Consider the following 15,079-nt stretch of genomic DNA (forward strand, 5'->3'; position numbering starts at 1 on the left):
CGGCTGATGGCGTACCTGCCGAACCGTGGTGACATCGTGCATCTCGATTTCGACCCTTCTTCCGGTCGGGAGATGAAAGTCCCGCACTTCGGGTTGGTCCTGAGCGGCAAGATCTTCAACCAGCAAGGGCTGGCGATGATTTGCCCAATTTCGCAGGGCGCCGCTGCCGCCGCCCGTACATACGGGACTGTGGTCACGCTGATCGGGGCGGGCACCGACACCCAGGGCGCCGTGCACTGCCACCAGTTGAAGTCGCTGGACTGGCGAGCGCGGAATGTGAGCCTCAAGGAAACGGTGCCGCAGTACGTCGTGGATGAAGCCCTGGCCAGAATTGAAGCCATTCTGTTTGAGTAGAAACATCCAAGAAAGTAGCCTGATCCGCGTTGTCAGTTTGTTATCACTCACCGCACGACCAAACAAAAAGCCCTGCAAGTGAAAATTGCAGGGCTTTATTTTTACAGCGCTTTTATGTGGTGCCCGGAACGGGACTTGAACCCGTAAGCCTTGCGGCGGCGGATTTTAAGTCCGCAGTGTTTACCGATTTCACCATCCGGGCCCGGAGGATTTATTTTTGCGGCTGCTCCGGCAGCGTGATGTTCACTTCGAGGATTTCGCAGTTGTCCTGCTTTTCGAGCTGAACCTTGATGTCGTCGGGGCCGACATTCACGTACTTGGAGATCACCGCGATCAGCTCGCGCTGCAGGTCGGGCAGGAAATCCGGTGTGCGGTTGGTGCCGCGCTCGTGGGCGATGATGAGCGACAGGCGCTCCTTGGCAACCGAGGCGGTCTTCTGCTTGCTACCGAAAAAGTAGGAAAGGAGCGACATCTTACTTGCCTCCGAAGAGCCGCTTCAGCAGGCCGGGCTTTTCGTAGGCGACGAAGCGCAGCGGACGGTCTTCGTCGAGGAAGCGCGCAACTACGTCCTGGTAGGCGATGGCCACGTCGCTGTCCTTGAGGTGGATCGCCGGGGTGCCCTGGTTGGAGGCCTGCAGCACGTCGTCGGATTCGGGGATGACGCCGATCAGCGGAATGCGCAGGAGTTCCTGCACGTCCTTGTAGGACAGCATTTCGCCGTCTTCGACGCGCTTGGGCGAGTAGCGGGTGACCAGCAGGTGTTCCTTGACCGGTTCGCGGCCTTCGATGGCGCGGCGGCTCTTGCTTTGCAGGATGCCGAGGATGCGGTCGGAGTCACGCACCGAGGAGACTTCGGGGTTGGACACGACGATGGCTTCGTCGGCGAAGGTCAGGGCCATCACGGCGCCGCGCTCGATGCCGGCGGGGGAATCGCACAGGATGTAGTCGAAGCCCAGGTGTTCGAGATCCTTCAGCACCTTTTCGACGCCTTCTTCGGTCAGCGCATCCTTGTCGCGGGTTTGCGAGGCGGGAAGGATGAAGAGGTTGTCGCAGTGCTTGTCCTTGATCAGGGCCTGATTGAGGTTGGCCTCGCCATTCACGACGTTGATGAGGTCGTAGACCACGCGGCGCTCGCAGCCCATGATGAGGTCGAGGTTGCGCAGGCCCACGTCGAAGTCGATGACCGCGGTCTTGAAGCCGCGCAGTGCTAGGCCGGTGGAAATGCTCGCGCTGGTGGTGGTCTTGCCGACGCCACCCTTGCCTGACGTTACTACGATGACGCGTGCCACGATGTCCCCTTAAGTCTGTTTGTGTGCTGCTTCAGTCGTACTGAAGCGGCGTGATTTCGAGAGTATGCAGGTTGTCCGAGCCGGTCAGGCGGACCTGGGCGCCGCGTCCGGCGACGGTTTGCGGGATGCCGCGCTCGAAGGTGCGGTATACGCCAGCGATGGAGACCAGCTCGGGACCGAAATTGGTGCTGAATATACGTGCCGATGTGTCGCCGCGGGCGCCGGCCAGCGCGCGGCCGCGCAGCGGGCCATAGCAGTGGATGCTGCCGTCGGCAATGATCTCGGAGCCGGGGCTCATGCCGGCCAGGAGGACCAGGTCGCCGCCCTTGGCATAAACCTGCTGCCCCGAGCGCAGCGGCCGGTCGACCACCAGCGTGGGGGCGAGGCCGTTATCGGAAGAGGCGGCGGCGGGGGCCTGCGGTGCCGCTTCGACAGGGGCCGGGGCCAGGGTGGGGGCAGGTGCCGGTGCCGGGGCGGGCGGCGGCGTGCGCGGCTGGGCTGCGGCCACCGGACGCTCGGCTGAAAAACTTTCAGCGCCAAGCACGGCAAGGCCGGCGCGGCGGGCGCCTTCCAGGAGGTGTTCGTCGAGGTTGCGCACGCCCACCGGCTGCAGCTGGTAGCGCCGCAGCAGGCTGAGCACGGCGGTCCAGTCCACCCGGTCGGGCGAGTTGCCGAGCTGGGAAAAGTCGAGAATGGCGGGTTCGCCGGCGAAGAAATCGGGCATGCCGCCAAGCATCATGTGGAGGGCGTCGGCGAGGCGGACGGCGTCCGTTTCACGGACGTAGGCCGTCATGACTGCCAGGCTGGCGCCCTTGAACTCGATCAGTTTGCCCTGCAGGGATGCGTCGGCCATGAATTTGGGGTGCGGTATGCGCGGACTAAAACCCGTCAAGTCTACTTTTCAGCGGGGTTTCGGGCAAGTCCGCTGGTCAATCAATGCAAAATGCGCGGTTCGGCGGGGTCGGCAGCCGGGTTTTCAGCCTCTTCGGCGAACACGGCGGCCAGGTCGTCGGCGGTGAGCCGGTATTCGTGGTTCGAAAGGTCGTCGTGGATCAGGATTTCACCGTGTTCGGCGATCACCGCTTCGAGTTCGGCGCGGCCGAGGGTGCGCAGCATGCCGTGCACCTTGTCCCAGTCGAGGGGCCAGTCGTGGGTGACTTCGCGGGCGTCGAAGAGGCGCACGGTTTCCTGGTGGAACAGGCGCGTCAGGATGTCTTCCGGGCCGAGTTCGAGGAGTTCTTCGGCTTGCAGCGTGGAGGCCAGGCGGGTGATGCGGTCCCAGCCGTCGGGGTCTTTCCTGTCGGCGTCGGGCAGCTTTTGCAGGAACAGGCAGGCCGATTTCGTGCCGGAGCAGGCGGTGTGCAGCGCGGCGGGCTGTTGCTCGGACTGGGTGAGGTAGTGCTCGAAGACTTCGCCGATGGTGTTGCCTTCGATCGGCACGTAGCTCTGGTAGGGCTGGCGCAGCTCGGGCATGTCGAGGCTCAGCAGCAGCTGGCCGTCGCCGACCAGGTCGGTGATGCCGAGTTTGCCGGCGACATCCGCGGAGGCCTTGGCGTAGCCCCGCAGGTTGAGGGTTTCGGCGATGTCGACCACCAGCAGGCTGACCGGGCCGTGACCCTGCAGTTGAATGGTGAGTCGGCCGGGTTGCTTGAGGTTGCCGCCGATGACGCAGGCAACGGCGCACATCTCGCCGAGGAGATCGCGCACCACGGCGGGGTAGTCGCGGTTTTCGAGCAGGGCCTGCCAGACGTCGTCGAGCTGGACGATTGCGCCGCGGATGTCGAGTTCGTCGAGCAGGAAACGCTGCACGTAGCTGGTGGAGTCGTTCATTCGGGGGTTCCTGCAGTGGCGTGGAGGCTGGCGTAGAGGGCGGGGTCAAAGCCGACCAGCACCTGGCCGCCGGTGGTTTCGAGGACGGGGCGGCGGATCAGGCTGGGAAATTCCTGCATCAGCTGGACGGCCGCGTCCGGCGTGTCGATGGCCTGGCGTTCGGGCGGAAGCTTGCGCCAGGTGGTGCCGCGGGTATTCACCAGCGTCTTCCAGCCGACGGCCTCGCTCCAGGCGTGGAGCCGGGCGGCGTCGATGCCGGATTTTTTGTAGTCGTGGAAGCTGTAGGCGACGCCTTGCTGGTCGAGCCAGGCGAAGGCTTTTTTCATGGTGTCGCAGTTCTTGATGCCGTAGATCGTGTGCATGGGGCCTAAAGCAGCGCGACGCCGGGGAGGCGTCGCTGGAAAATCAATGGGATGGAGCGGATTTTAGCCGGGCGGGGGTGGGGTTGGGGGGAATTGTTGCGCGGGGATTCACTGTTCGCTGATGGAGACCAAGCGCTTTCCGTTGCTTGGCGTCACATTGACCGGGTCCCGGCCCGGCGGCCGGCCTACTTCTTTGCGTCGCCAAAGAAGTAGGCAAGAAAGGCGACCCCGCCGAACCGGTCGTCTGCTTCGCAGCCGACTGCCTTGCGCTGCTCACAACAGGCGGCCGGCGCAGAACTCGCGGGCTGCGCCCGCTCAAACAGCTGCGCCGAACTTCCCCGCCTGTTGCTCCGCTGCTCAGCGGTTCGGAAGGGGCTTTCAGCAGACACCGAGCCTTTACTGGAGCGGCTTGTGTCATCGACGAGTTCGTTCGCCTTTGGTGTCCGTAGAAAGTGGATGCGATTATCGTCATGCCCGACCCTGGGAGGTCGGATTACGTTGCGCTAATCCGATCTACTCTGCCCGGTGATTCCGAAAAGCCCTTCTGAGCCGGTGAAGCGGGGCCGGCTGCCGGTCCGGGAACCGGCCGATCCAAGGCTGAATAGCGGAAAGCCGTTGGTCTCCATCGGCGAACGGCAAACCCTGCGCAGGCCTGCCAGCATTTGCAGGTATGTAATCGAAGTTCGGCGGGGCGTGATCGAGATGTTGTCGGGTTGCAACCCGACCTACACCAGCCCGCAGGTGCCTGCGGGCCGGCGAGGCCGGCCCGGGTGGTGCTTATTTTTTAAGCACCTTGGCAAAGGCCGAGGCGAGGGAGCCGGCCAGCGCCGGTTCGCGGTTCGGCTTTCCGGCCGGGGCACGGCCGCCGCGGGGGTTGCCCGCGGGGGCGTCGCGGCGCTCGCCGGCCGGCCGGCCAGCGGCCTGGGGCTGGTCGCCCATGCGCATGGTGAGGGCGATGCGCTTGCGCGGCAGGTCGACTTCCACGACCTTGACCTTCACCACCTGGCCGGCCTTGACGATGCTGTGCGGGTCTTTGACGAAGCGCTCGGACAGCGCCGAGACGTGCACGAGGCCGTCCTGGTGCACGCCGATATCGACGAAGGCGCCGAAGTTGGTGACGTTGGTGACCACGCCTTCGAGGATCATGCCGACCTCGAGATCCTTCAATTGCTCGACGCCTTCCTTGAAGCTGGCGGTTTTGAACTCGGGGCGCGGGTCGCGGCCGGGTTTGTCGAGTTCCTTGAGGATGTCCTGCACGGTGGGCAGGCCGAAGCGTTCGTCGGTGTAGCGTTCGGGCTTGAGCTGGCCGATGAGTTTGGCGTCGCCCATCACTTCGCGGGCGTCTTTCCGGATGTCGGCAAGGATGCGTTCGACCAGCGGGTAGGCTTCCGGGTGCACGGCCGAGGCGTCGAGCGGGTTGTTGCCGTTGGTGACGCGCAGGAAGCCGGCGGCCTGTTCAAAGGTTTTGGGCCCGAGGCGCGGCACGTCGAGCAGCGCGGCGCGGCTGGGGAAGGGGCCGTTGGCGTCCCGGTGGGCGACGATGTTGGCGGCCAGCGTGGGGTTGAGGCCGGAGATGCGGGTGAGCAGCGCGCTCGAGGCCATGTTCACGTCCACGCCGACGGCGTTCACGCAGTCTTCGACCACCGAATCCAGCGCGCGGGCGAGGCGGCTTTGGTTGACGTCGTGCTGGTACTGGCCGACGCCGATGGATTTGGGGTCGATCTTGACCAGTTCGGCCAGCGGATCCTGCAGTCGGCGGGCGATGGAGACGGCGCCGCGCAGGGTGACGTCGAGATCGGGGAATTCCTTGGCGGCCAGTTCGGACGCGGAATACACCGAGGCGCCGGCTTCCGAGACGACGATTTTGGTCATGTGAAGCTCGGGGCGCAGCTTGATCAGGTCGGCGGCGAGCTTGTCGGTTTCGCGGCTGGCGGTGCCGTTGCCGATGGAAATCAGCGACACCTTGTGCTTTTCGCACAGCGTGGCGAGCAGATGCAGGCTGCCATCCCAGTCGCGGCGGGGTTCGTGGGGGTAGATCACGCCGGTGTCGAGGAGCTTGCCGGTCTGGTCGACCACGGCGACTTTCACGCCGGTTCGCAGGCCCGGGTCGAGGCCCAGCGTGGCGCGCGGGCCGGCGGGGGCGGCGAGAAGCAGATCCTTGAGGTTGCGGCCGAAGACGCGGATGGCTTCTTCCTCGGCTTTTTCGCGCAGCTGGCCGAGGAGTTCGAGTTCGAGGTGCAGCGAAATCTTGACGCTCCAGGCCCAGCGTACGGTTTCGCGCAGCCAGGTGTCGGCCGGGCGGCCCTGGTCCTTGATGCCGAAGTGGCCGGCGATGCGTCCTTCGCAGGGGTTGGGGCCGACCGGGCTGCCGTCGGTGGGGTCGGAGTCCAGCCCCAGCTGCAGGCGCAGGAAACCTTCGTTGCAGCCACGGAACAGGGCCAGCGCCCGGTGCGAGGGTACGGTTTCGATGGCTTCGCGGAAGTCGAACCAGTCGCGAAATTTGGCCGCGGCGGGGTCGGCTTCCTTGTCGGCGATCACCGTCGAGGCGACGACGCCGTGATCCAGCAGGTAATCGCGCAGCTTGCCGATGAGTTCGGCGTCTTCGGCGAAGCGCTCCATCAGGATCTGGCGGGCGCCGTCGAGCACGGCCTTGGTGTCGGCAAAGCCGGCATCCGCGTTGATGTAGCGGGCGGCTTCGGTGTCGGGCGCGAGGCCCGGGTCGGCCAGCAGGGCATCGGCCAGCGGCCCGATGCCGGCTTCGCGGGCGATCTGGGCCTTGGTGCGGCGCTTTTGCTTGAAGGGCAGGTAAAGGTCTTCGAGGCGCTGTTTGGTTTCGGCGTTTTCGATGGCGTCGCGGAGCGCCGGGTCGAGCTTGCCTTGTTCGTGGATGCTGGCAATCACGGCGGCACGGCGTTCTTCGAGTTCGCGCAGGTAGCCGAGGCGCTCCTCGAGGTTGCGCAGTTGGGTGTCGTCAAGGGCGCCGGTGACTTCCTTGCGGTAGCGGGAAATAAAGGGCACCGTTGCGCCTTCGTCCAGAAGCTGGACCGCCGCAGAAACCTGGCGGGGCTGTACACCTAATTCGGCGGCAATGCGTTGTTCGATCGGCAGAAGCATGGACGGACCCGGTGCGCGAAAAGGGCGCATGGTGCAGAAACCCGGCCAACGCTGCAAGCCCGTTACCGCATGAGTTTCCGGTAAAATCCCACGATTATTCGTGTCGCGGACGCTGCATCCTCCGCACACCTCACGCCAGGCCGCCCTTTGCGGCGTGCCGGCCCAGCAGGAGATCACACCGCATGAACCCCGTATTCGCCGCGCTGACCGCGGTGGTGTTCGGTTTGTTGGTGCTTGGAGGCGAAGCCTCCGCCGCACCGCAGCCGACCCACGCCACGCCAGCCCGCAAGGTGGCTCCGGCCGCCAAACCGGTTGCAAAACCGGCCCCCAAGTCCGCCTCGAAAGCCGCCGCCCCCAAGGCCTCAAAGGTATCGGCCAAGGCCTCCGAACCCAAAGCGGGCGCACGTTCCGCCGCGCCCAGGGCCGTCGTCGCCAAGGAGCGCGCTCCGAAGGTGGTCGCCGCAGCGCCCCGCGGCCGTGGCGTGAAAAACGTGGAGCCTGTGGCCAAGGCGTCCGCCAGGCCCGCCACCCGGGCCGAGCGCCGCGCCGCGGCTCGCGAAGCCGAGAGGGAAGCAAAAAAGGAAGCGCGCCAGCAGAAGGCTGCCCAGCCCGTGCGCACCGCCGGCCGGGGTGTAAAGCCGCCAGAGGCTGCGCCGGAGAAGCTGCGCCAGCCGGTTGTCGAGCCGCCGGTGCAGGCGCCGCTTGCCCGTTCGGTCAAGTCGGGGCACGCTCAAAAAGGCATCGGGCGGGAAGCGTTTGCGCCGATCGGGCGCGAGGCCTTCGTGCCGACGACGCCGCCGTTGCCGCGAGAAGCCGCAGTGCGCCAGTTGCAGGCGCCGGCGCAGGTTTCCGCCCCGGCTCCGGTGATGCCGGCCGCCAGGCCCAATGTGGCGCGGCAGAGCGTTGTGCTGCCGCCGCCGCATAACGTGCCGGTGCCCCCGGCTGCAGCGGCTCAGCCGGCTCCGCTGCGCCCGACGGTCGAGTTGCCAAAAGCCCAGTTCAGGCCGATTGCGGCTGCAACGTCCGAGATGTCGGCGGCGGAGGCCGCTGCGGCTGCTGCGGCGGCTGTCTCCGTTCAGCAGGCGGCGGTTGCGGCACCGGCACCGGTGCCTGCGCCCGTGGCTCCTCAGCCTGTTCAGCGGGGTGCTCCGATGCCGGCTCCCGCGGCGGTGCCCGTGCCGTCACAGGCGCAGCCGGCCGCGCCCGTGCAGCGTCAGGCGCGGGGCGTGGCGCGGGCTTATGCGATGGATGGCGCCAGCTTCTACCAGAGCGGGCGCAAGTTCCGGGTGCAGGGGCTCGATGCGCGGGATCCGGGCATGACCTCGGAGCATGCCACCCAGCGGCTGCAGCGCGCCCTGGATGGCGGCAACCTGACCGTCGAGCCGGTTGAGGTGGATGGAACCGGGCACACGATTGCCGTCGTGCGGGTCAATGGCCGCAACGTGGCTGACGCCGTGCGTGGGGTAGCTAACTGAGCGCGGCCTGATGTGCTCACCAAAATGAGCTGAAAGTCTTGTTCAGACTGCTGACGAACCCCCGGTTTTTTCCGGGGGTTTTGTTTTTTACGGGCGGGCTCGAACGCAGCCGGGGCTACTCGAAATGTTCGAGCATCAGCTGGATGCTCGACACGCCGTTGTATTCATTTACCGCCAGCCGGAAGGCTGCGTGGATGGTCTGGCCCGCCGGGTCGGCGTGGTTGAACTGGATCGCGTCGATGCGGGTGGCGCCCTTTTTCAGCTGCAGCTTGAGGTGCTTGTCCTTGAGGATGCGCTGGTTTTCGACCCGGAAGGTGTCGTCGAAGACCGGTGCCGCGAAGCCCTGGCCCCAGATTTCCCTCTCCAGCAGGCGGGCGGTTTCAAGGCTGTAGAGGCTGTCTTCGAGCGCGCCGTCGGTTTCCAGGCTGCGAGTCAGGTCGGCCGGGTCGATCAGGCTGTGCACCACGGTCTCGAAAATCTCCTCGAAGCGGGCGAGATCGACTTCGTTGATGGTCAGGCCAGCGGCCATGGCGTGGCCGCCGAATTTCAGGATCAGGCCGGGCGCCCGCTTGGTCACGAGGTCGAGGGCGTCGCGCAGGTGAAGGCCCGGAATCGAGCGGCCCGAGCCCTTGAGTTCGCCGTCGTTGCCGCGGGCAAAGGCGATGGTCGGGCGGTGGAATTTCTCCTTGATGCGCCCGGCGAGAATGCCGATGACGCCCTGGTGCCATTCGGGTTCGAACAGGGTGAGGCTGGCGCGGCTGCCCGGGTCGATGGTGTCGAGCCCGGCCATGGCTTCTTCCTGCATGCCCGCTTCGATGCTGCGGCGTTCGCGGTTGAGGGTGTCGAGCTCTTGGGCGATGTTGATGGCACGGCCCATGTCGTCGGTGATCAGGCATTCGATGCCCAGCGACATGTCGGCCAGGCGGCCGGCGGCATTGAGGCGTGGGCCGAGGGCGAAGCCCATGTCGAAGGTGGTGGCCCGGGCGGCGTCGCGGCCGGCGGCGGCAAACAGGGCCCGGATGCCCGGCTGCATGCGGTCGGCGCGCATGCGCTGAAGGCCTTGCGACACCAGGATGCGGTTGTTGTGGTCGAGCTTGACCACGTCGGCCACGGTGCCGAGGGCCACGAGGTCGAGGAGTTCGGCCAGGTTGGGTTCGGTCTTGCCCTCGAAGGCGCCGCGCTCGCGCAGCTCGGCGCGCAGCGCGAGCATGGTGTAGAACATCACGCCGACGCCGGCCAGCGCCTTGCTGGGGAAGTCGCAGCCGGGCTGGTTGGGGTTCACGATCACGTCGGCCTCGGGCAGTTCGTCGCCCGGCAGGTGGTGGTCGGTGATGACGGTGGCGATGCCGTGCTCCCGCGCGGCGGCCACGCCTTCGACGCTGGCGATGCCGTTGTCGACGGTGATCAGCAGGTCCGGTTCCATTTTTGCGGCCAGTTCGACGATGGCCGGGGTGAGGCCGTAGCCGTATTCGAAGCGGTTGGGCACGAGGTAGCCCACGTCGGCACCAAAGGCCCGCAGGGCCCGGATGCCCACCGCGCAGGCAGTGGCGCCGTCGCAGTCGTAGTCGGCCACGATGAGCATGCGCGCGCCGGCCTCGATGGCGTCGGCGAGGATCTGGGCGGCTTCATGCACGCCCTTGAGCCGGGCCGGCGGCAGCAGCGACTTGAGGCTGTAGTCGAGCTGGTCGCGACTTTCGATGCCGCGGGCGGCGTAGAGGCGGGCGAGCAGCGGATGGGTGCCGGCTTCGAGCAGCCGCGTGACGGCACGCGTGGGCACCGGGCGGGTCAGGATACGGGTCATGGGTTTTGGGGGTTCGGTTGCGGGGCGGTGGCCAGGAGCGCGGCCAGCGGCCGGGGCTTGCGCCAGAACTTCCACAGGCTGGACGCTGCGACGTCGAGCTGCAAGTGGTGTTTGTCGCCGGGGGCGCTGATGCGGAGCGCGGTGATTTTTTTGGCCTTGAGGGCTTTGAGCAGCGGGGCGAACCAGTCGGTTTCGAGCTGCGCGATGGCGCTCAGCCATGCGGTGGCGTCGAAGTGCAGGGACGGGCGCTGGAGGGTGTCGATGACCGCGAAGCCGGTGCCCTCGATGTAGCGGGTGGCTGGCCGCGGCGTGATGCCGGCGTGCAGTGCCAGTCCACGGGCGAAGGGCGCGTCGGCCTGGATCTGGCTGGCCGGGGCGCGGAGGGGCAGATCCTGCGGGCCGGCACCCCACAGCCACACGCCGTTGATGCTGCGCTGGCCGGTGGCCTCGCGCGCGGCGTTGATCGGGTGGTTGTAGAGCCACACTTCGAGTTCGTTGGCGAGGCGTGCCCAGCGGGCGATGTCTTCGCCTTCGGGCATGAAGAGCTGTATCGGCCGGCCATTGACGTCGGCCAGCGGGTGGAAGAACGGGCGCGGCTCTTCGGTCAGCGCCACATACCAGCGGTCGGGTGACGGGGCTTCGAAGCGGCCGATGTCGGCAAAGAGTTCGTTCAGCCCGGTGATCAGCGTGTCGGCTTCGGCGCGGGTGATGGCGAGGCTCGAGGCGTCGGCGAGGAGCAGCCTGTCGCGGGAGAAATGAAGGTGTGCCGGATCGCAGCACAGCCAGTGGGCGCCGGGCTCGGGTGGCGGGGTTTCGCCGCCGCGGCGCAGGGCGGCATAGGGCAGGCGGGCCGCGTTGGCGCCGAATTGCCGGGCCAGCCAGGTTTCGGGGGCCAGCGTGGGCTGCCAGTCGTGGCGGGCATGGCCGAGCAGGGTGGACAGGGCGGTGAGCGGCGGGGCGTCGGCTATCTGGGACGCGGCGCCCGAGGGCCAGGCGAGGCCGGGCAGAACGAGGTGGAACTGCATGGATTGCGGGGGGGAGTGTCCGGTAAGTGCCGGATTGAAAGGTGAAAATCCGGCGCCGAAGTTTATCACGTGGCGGCCCCCCGGCCGGCCGCCGCGCCGCTTCAGGGGGTGATCGTGATGTCGGCGAGGGCCGCGCCGAAGGCGGCCGAGCACTGGCGCGCGCGGCCGGCTCCGAGATTGCGGGTCTCGCTGTGCTGACAGGTGGGGCTGTTGTCGCCGCCGAGGATTTCGAGGGGCAGGTCGCGCAGGGTGCGGGCGTCCGCGGGGGCGGTGGCGACGCGGGCGCCCGCACCGCCGAAGCCGCTGCGCTGGAAGTTGCGCGGGCTGTCGGTGACGAGGGCGAGGAGGCGCAGCCGGCCGCTGCCGATGGCCTCGCGGGTGGCCGGGTCGATGGGCAGGTTCAGGGTCTGGCTGCCTTCGAAGCGTTCGGCGGGCGCTGCCGGGCCGGGATGGAGCAGGGTGAAACCCTTGTCGCCGGCGGCCAGCAGGTAAAGGGAGCTGAACTGCGGGGAGCTGGATTTTGGCCCGGTGACGGTGAGCTGGATGCTTTCGCCCGCCCGGTAGCCGGGACGCAGGCCGCCAATGCTGACGCTGCGGCGCTCGCTCTTCTGGGCGTGAATGGCCTGCAGCAGCTGGCGCGGGTCGGTGGGGCCGCTGCCGACGAGACCGGGGGCGGGAATCAGGGCCGGGTTGCCGCCGAGGGTGATGTGCTGCGGGCCGCCGCGGCTGTCGATGGTGGCCTGGGCGCAGCGCCGCCATGCGTCGCCGTTTGCCAGCCCGGCCGGATTGGCCTGGCTGTCGAGGCAGGCGCGCAGGGCCTGGGTGGCGAGGCCGCCCTTGTCGTCGGCGAAGGCGTTCTGGCCGCTGCGGCTGGCGTGCACGATCAGCACGTTGTTGCCGGGCGACGCGGGGGCCTGGGAGTCACCGCTGCAGGCGGAGGCGCCGGCGGTGTAACGCCCGGTGAGCCCGCTGGCACGGCCATCGCCGCGGCCGGCATCGATGACGACGACGAGCTTGTCGGCCTTGCGGGCGAGGTTGAGGAGGTAGCGGGTGAATTCGGCCAGCAGGAAGTTCTCCCGGCTTGCGGTGACGATCGCGTCGCCGCACGTGCGGCTGCCCTGGCCGGACAGGTAGATGAAGGCACGGTCGTCGCTGCCGAGGCGGGCATCGAGCCCGGCCAGCGCGCGGCGCAGGCCGTCGGCGTCGAGTTCGCCCGGGGCCGGCTGCTGGATGTTGGCGTCGGGTATGCCCATCAGGCGTGCGATGGCGGTGGCGCTGGCTGCGTCGGCGTGTGCGGCGTCGCCGAGGGGCAGGATCAGGGCGTGGTTGGAGGCGCGTGGCGTGCTGCGCGGGATCCATTGCGGCGCGGTGCCGGGCGGGGCGGCGGGAAGGGCGTCGGCGCGGACAGGGGCCTGCGTTGAGAGATCCAGGCTGCGCTCCGGAACCCAGCCGCTGCGATTGCCGCCGATCTCGATCCGCACCCAGTCCCGGCGCCGCTCCAGCACTTCGACGGTGCTCAGGCGGTGAACGGGGGCGATGCGGGGCGCGGTGAAATAGGGCTGGGTGTGCAGCTCGCCGCTTTCGGTCACGGTGGCGTTCAGCGCCATTGCAGGAGCCCAGGGCATGGCGAGCGAAACGACGATGGCGCTGCGAAGGAGGGGATGCATCCTGGATTCCTGGTGACGGGGCGTGATCGCGAATTATGACGCGGCCGGGCTTAGTGCAAGCGTGATTACGTCGCGGTCCGTTGGCGGGCCGGTGCCACATCCACGTTTTCGGCGGGGGCCAACTGCGGCACAATGCGGCCTCGCGCCGCGTGCCGGCGTTTCTGCATTACCGGTTCCCTTTCAATGTCCTATGAACTCCTCGTCGGCCTGCGCTACACCCGCTCCAAGCGGCGCGCGCAGGGCCGCAATCGCTTTATTTCCTTTATTTCGCTGGTGTCGATGCTTGGCATTGCCCTTGGCGTGGCGGCTCTGATCGTCGTGCTGTCGGTGATGAATGGCTTTCAGCGCGAACTGCGCACGCGCATTCTCGGCGTGGCCTCCCACGTGCAGGTGAGCGGGTTCGACGGCGAGCTGACCAACTGGCAGCGGGTGGCCGACGATGTGGCGAAGCATCCCCGCGTAAAGGCGTCGGCGCCCTTTGTGCAGGCCCAGGCCATGCTGTCTTTCGACCAGACGGTGCGGGGCACGCTGGTGCGCGGGGTGTTGCCGGATGCCGAGGACAAGGTGGCCGACTTTGCCCAGCACATGCGTTTCGGGCGCTTCGATGCGCTGCAGCCGGGGGCCTTCGGCATCGTGCTCGGGGCCGATCTGGCGCGGGCACTGCGCGTCACGATGGGCGACAAGGTGACGCTCATCGCGCCCCAGGGCCTGGTGACGCCGGCGGCGATCCTCCCGCGGCTCAAGCAGTTCAGGGTGGTGGGCATTTTTGAAGTGGGCATGTACGAATACGATTCCAGCCTGGCGCTGGTCCACCTGCAGGATGCCCAGACCCTTTACCGCATGGAAGACCGGGTTACCGGCGTTCGTCTCAAGCTGGACGATCTTTTTGCCGCCCCGCGGGTGGCCCGCGAGCTGATGCAGTATGTGGATGTGGACACCCAGGTATCCGACTGGACGCGCAGCCACGCCAATTTTTTCCGGGCCGTGCAGATCGAGAAGAACGTGATGTTCATCATCCTGCTGCTGATCGTGGCGGTGGCCGCCTTCAATATTGTGTCGACGCTGGTGATGGCGGTGCAGGACAAACAGGCCGACATCGCCATCCTGCGTACGCTGGGGGCGAGCCCGGGGTCGATCATGGGCATCTTCGTGATCCAGGGCGCGCTGATCGGCTTCATCGGGCTGGCGATCGGGGTGCTCGGCGGCGTCGGGCTGGCGCTCAATATCGACGTGGTGGTGCCGGCCATCGAGCAGGCCCTGGGCGTGCAGTTCCTGGCCAAGGACGTCTATTACATTTCCGATCTGCCCTCCGAGCTGCAATGGTCGGACGTGATCACGATCAGCGCGGTTTCCTTCGTTCTGACCCTGGTGGCGACGCTTTATCCCAGCTGGCGGGCGTCGCGCCTCAACCCGGCGGAGGCCCTGCGCTATGAGTGATGCATCCATGAAGCCGCGCGTGATCGAGTGCTGCGGCCTGTCCAAGTCCTTCCGCGAAGGCGCCGACGCGGTGGAGGTGCTGCGCGACGTATCCATGTCGGTGGCGCCCGGCGAGCGGGTGGCGGTGGTGGGAACATCGGGTTCCGGCAAGAGCACCCTGCTGCATCTGCTGGGCGGGCTGGACGTGCCGTCGGCGGGCGAGGTGAAACTGCTGGGCAAGGATTTCTCGACGATTTCGGATGCCGAGCGGGGCCGGTTGCGCAACGAGTCGCTGGGTTTCATCTACCAGTTCCATCATTTGCTGGCGGAGTTTTCGGCCCTTGAAAACGTGGCCATGCCGCTGTTCGTGCGGCGCATGAAGCGCGAAGAGGCGCTTGCCCGTGCCGCCGAAACCCTGAAGGCGGTGGGGCTGGGGCATCGCCTCGACCACACGCCGGGCGAACTTTCCGGCGGCGAGCGCCAGCGGGCGGCCATTGCCCGTGCGCTGGTCACCCGGCCGGCCTGCGTGCTGGCCGACGAGCCGACCGGCAACCTGGATCGCCAGACCGCCGAAAAGGTTTTTGCGCTGATGCTGGAGCTGGCCGAGGAGCAGGGCACCGGCTTCGTCATCGTGACTCATGACGTCAGCCTGGCGGGCCGGGCCAGCCGTGTGCTGCGGCTTCAGGACGGTGTCCTCGACGCGGGTTTCTGAGTGTCCGACGGGCGGGTGCCAGGGCTTCCGGCAA

13 protein-coding genes and 1 tRNA gene are annotated in these 15,079 nt (G+C 67.2%); 4 read left to right on the top strand and 10 right to left on the bottom strand.

The window, feature by feature from the left end; translation table 11 throughout:
• Positions 1–354, top strand: a 354-nt coding sequence (locus Q1W26_RS17560) for a type II toxin-antitoxin system PemK/MazF family toxin (protein WP_300442819.1), incomplete at its 5' end; no start/stop codon positions are given.
• Positions 355–471: 117 nt separating this feature from the next.
• Here the strand turns inward: Q1W26_RS17560 and Q1W26_RS17565 are convergent.
• The 7 genes from Q1W26_RS17565 to Q1W26_RS17595 form a co-directional block, all read right to left on the bottom strand.
• A tRNA-Leu gene (locus Q1W26_RS17565) sits at positions 472–556 on the bottom strand.
• A gap of 9 nt (positions 557–565) precedes the next feature.
• Positions 566–826 (bottom strand): cell division topological specificity factor MinE, encoded by a 261-nt coding sequence (gene minE / locus Q1W26_RS17570; protein WP_300442820.1) that lies wholly within the window; start codon positions 824–826, stop codon positions 566–568.
• A gap of 1 nt (position 827) precedes the next feature.
• On the bottom strand, positions 828–1,643 hold the full coding sequence (minD, locus tag Q1W26_RS17575; protein WP_300442822.1) for a septum site-determining protein MinD: 816 nt from the start codon (positions 1,641–1,643) through the stop codon (positions 828–830).
• Positions 1,644–1,674: 31 nt separating this feature from the next.
• Positions 1,675–2,496, bottom strand: coding sequence for a septum site-determining protein MinC (minC, locus tag Q1W26_RS17580; RefSeq protein ID WP_300442823.1), 822 nt, complete (start codon positions 2,494–2,496; stop codon positions 1,675–1,677).
• A gap of 80 nt (positions 2,497–2,576) precedes the next feature.
• The gene (locus tag Q1W26_RS17585; protein ID WP_300442825.1) at positions 2,577–3,473 is read right to left on the bottom strand and encodes an Hsp33 family molecular chaperone HslO; all 897 of its coding nucleotides are present in this window, start codon (positions 3,471–3,473) and stop codon (positions 2,577–2,579) included.
• A complete protein-coding gene (locus Q1W26_RS17590; protein ID WP_300442826.1) occupies positions 3,470–3,835 on the bottom strand; it encodes an ArsC family reductase in 366 nt (121 codons plus the stop codon). The genes Q1W26_RS17585 and Q1W26_RS17590 overlap by 4 nt, the downstream gene beginning before the upstream one ends.
• Positions 3,836–4,612: 777 nt before the next feature.
• The gene (locus Q1W26_RS17595; protein ID WP_300442828.1) at positions 4,613–6,949 is read right to left on the bottom strand and encodes a Tex family protein; all 2,337 of its coding nucleotides are present in this window, start codon (positions 6,947–6,949) and stop codon (positions 4,613–4,615) included.
• Between the two features lie 182 nt (positions 6,950–7,131).
• Here Q1W26_RS17595 and Q1W26_RS17600 point away from each other — a divergent pair, with 182 nt between their 5' ends.
• Complete coding sequence (locus Q1W26_RS17600; RefSeq protein ID WP_300442830.1) at positions 7,132–8,424, top strand: hypothetical protein; 1,293 nt, start codon at positions 7,132–7,134, stop codon at positions 8,422–8,424.
• A 115-nt stretch (positions 8,425–8,539) separates the two neighbouring features.
• Here Q1W26_RS17600 and recJ read toward each other — a convergent pair whose 3' ends face one another.
• The 3 genes from recJ to Q1W26_RS17615 all read right to left on the bottom strand — a co-directional run bounded on the left by recJ (position 8,540) and on the right by Q1W26_RS17615 (position 12,917).
• Positions 8,540–10,225: a single-stranded-DNA-specific exonuclease RecJ gene (gene recJ / locus Q1W26_RS17605; protein ID WP_300442832.1), complete on the bottom strand. Its 1,686-nt coding sequence runs from the start codon at positions 10,223–10,225 to the stop codon at positions 8,540–8,542.
• Positions 10,222–11,250: a hypothetical protein gene (locus Q1W26_RS17610; RefSeq protein WP_300442834.1), complete on the bottom strand. Its 1,029-nt coding sequence runs from the start codon at positions 11,248–11,250 to the stop codon at positions 10,222–10,224. The genes recJ and Q1W26_RS17610 overlap by 4 nt, the downstream gene beginning before the upstream one ends.
• A 101-nt stretch (positions 11,251–11,351) precedes the next feature.
• Positions 11,352–12,917: a caspase family protein gene (locus Q1W26_RS17615; RefSeq protein ID WP_300442836.1), complete on the bottom strand. Its 1,566-nt coding sequence runs from the start codon at positions 12,915–12,917 to the stop codon at positions 11,352–11,354.
• Positions 12,918–13,100: 183 nt separating this feature from the next.
• On the opposite strand from Q1W26_RS17615, the gene Q1W26_RS17620 reads away from it, so the two are divergent.
• Entirely contained in the window at positions 13,101–14,354 is a 1,254-nt protein-coding gene (locus Q1W26_RS17620) for a lipoprotein-releasing ABC transporter permease subunit (RefSeq protein WP_300442838.1), read from the top strand.
• Entirely contained in the window at positions 14,347–15,045 is a 699-nt protein-coding gene (gene lolD, locus Q1W26_RS17625) for a lipoprotein-releasing ABC transporter ATP-binding protein LolD (protein WP_300442839.1), read from the top strand. The genes Q1W26_RS17620 and lolD overlap by 8 nt, the downstream gene beginning before the upstream one ends.
• Positions 15,046–15,079: the final 34 nt, after the last annotated feature.

Origin of the sequence: Zoogloea sp. (assembly GCF_030157465.1) — a bacterium.
In the GTDB taxonomy this organism is placed as follows: Bacteria; Pseudomonadota; Gammaproteobacteria; order Burkholderiales; family Rhodocyclaceae; genus Zoogloea.

Excerpts from the sequence above, each read along its gene's own strand:
- minE (WP_300442820.1), bottom strand. The coding sequence starts at position 826 with ATGTCGCTCCTTTCCTACTTTTTCGGTAGCAAGCAGAAGACCGCCTCG.
- minC (WP_300442823.1), bottom strand. The coding sequence starts at position 2,496 with ATGGCCGACGCATCCCTGCAGGGCAAACTGATCGAGTTCAAGGGCGCC.
- Q1W26_RS17585 (WP_300442825.1), bottom strand. The coding sequence starts at position 3,473 with ATGAACGACTCCACCAGCTACGTGCAGCGTTTCCTGCTCGACGAACTC.
- Q1W26_RS17590 (WP_300442826.1), bottom strand. The coding sequence starts at position 3,835 with ATGCACACGATCTACGGCATCAAGAACTGCGACACCATGAAAAAAGCC.
- Q1W26_RS17595 (WP_300442828.1), bottom strand. The coding sequence starts at position 6,949 with ATGCTTCTGCCGATCGAACAACGCATTGCCGCCGAATTAGGTGTACAG.
- Q1W26_RS17600 (WP_300442830.1), top strand. The coding sequence starts at position 7,132 with ATGAACCCCGTATTCGCCGCGCTGACCGCGGTGGTGTTCGGTTTGTTG.
- recJ (WP_300442832.1), bottom strand. The coding sequence starts at position 10,225 with ATGACCCGTATCCTGACCCGCCCGGTGCCCACGCGTGCCGTCACGCGG.
- Q1W26_RS17610 (WP_300442834.1), bottom strand. The coding sequence starts at position 11,250 with ATGCAGTTCCACCTCGTTCTGCCCGGCCTCGCCTGGCCCTCGGGCGCC.
- Q1W26_RS17615 (WP_300442836.1), bottom strand. The coding sequence starts at position 12,917 with ATGCATCCCCTCCTTCGCAGCGCCATCGTCGTTTCGCTCGCCATGCCC.
- Q1W26_RS17620 (WP_300442838.1), top strand. The coding sequence starts at position 13,101 with ATGTCCTATGAACTCCTCGTCGGCCTGCGCTACACCCGCTCCAAGCGG.
- lolD (WP_300442839.1), top strand. The coding sequence starts at position 14,347 with ATGAGTGATGCATCCATGAAGCCGCGCGTGATCGAGTGCTGCGGCCTG.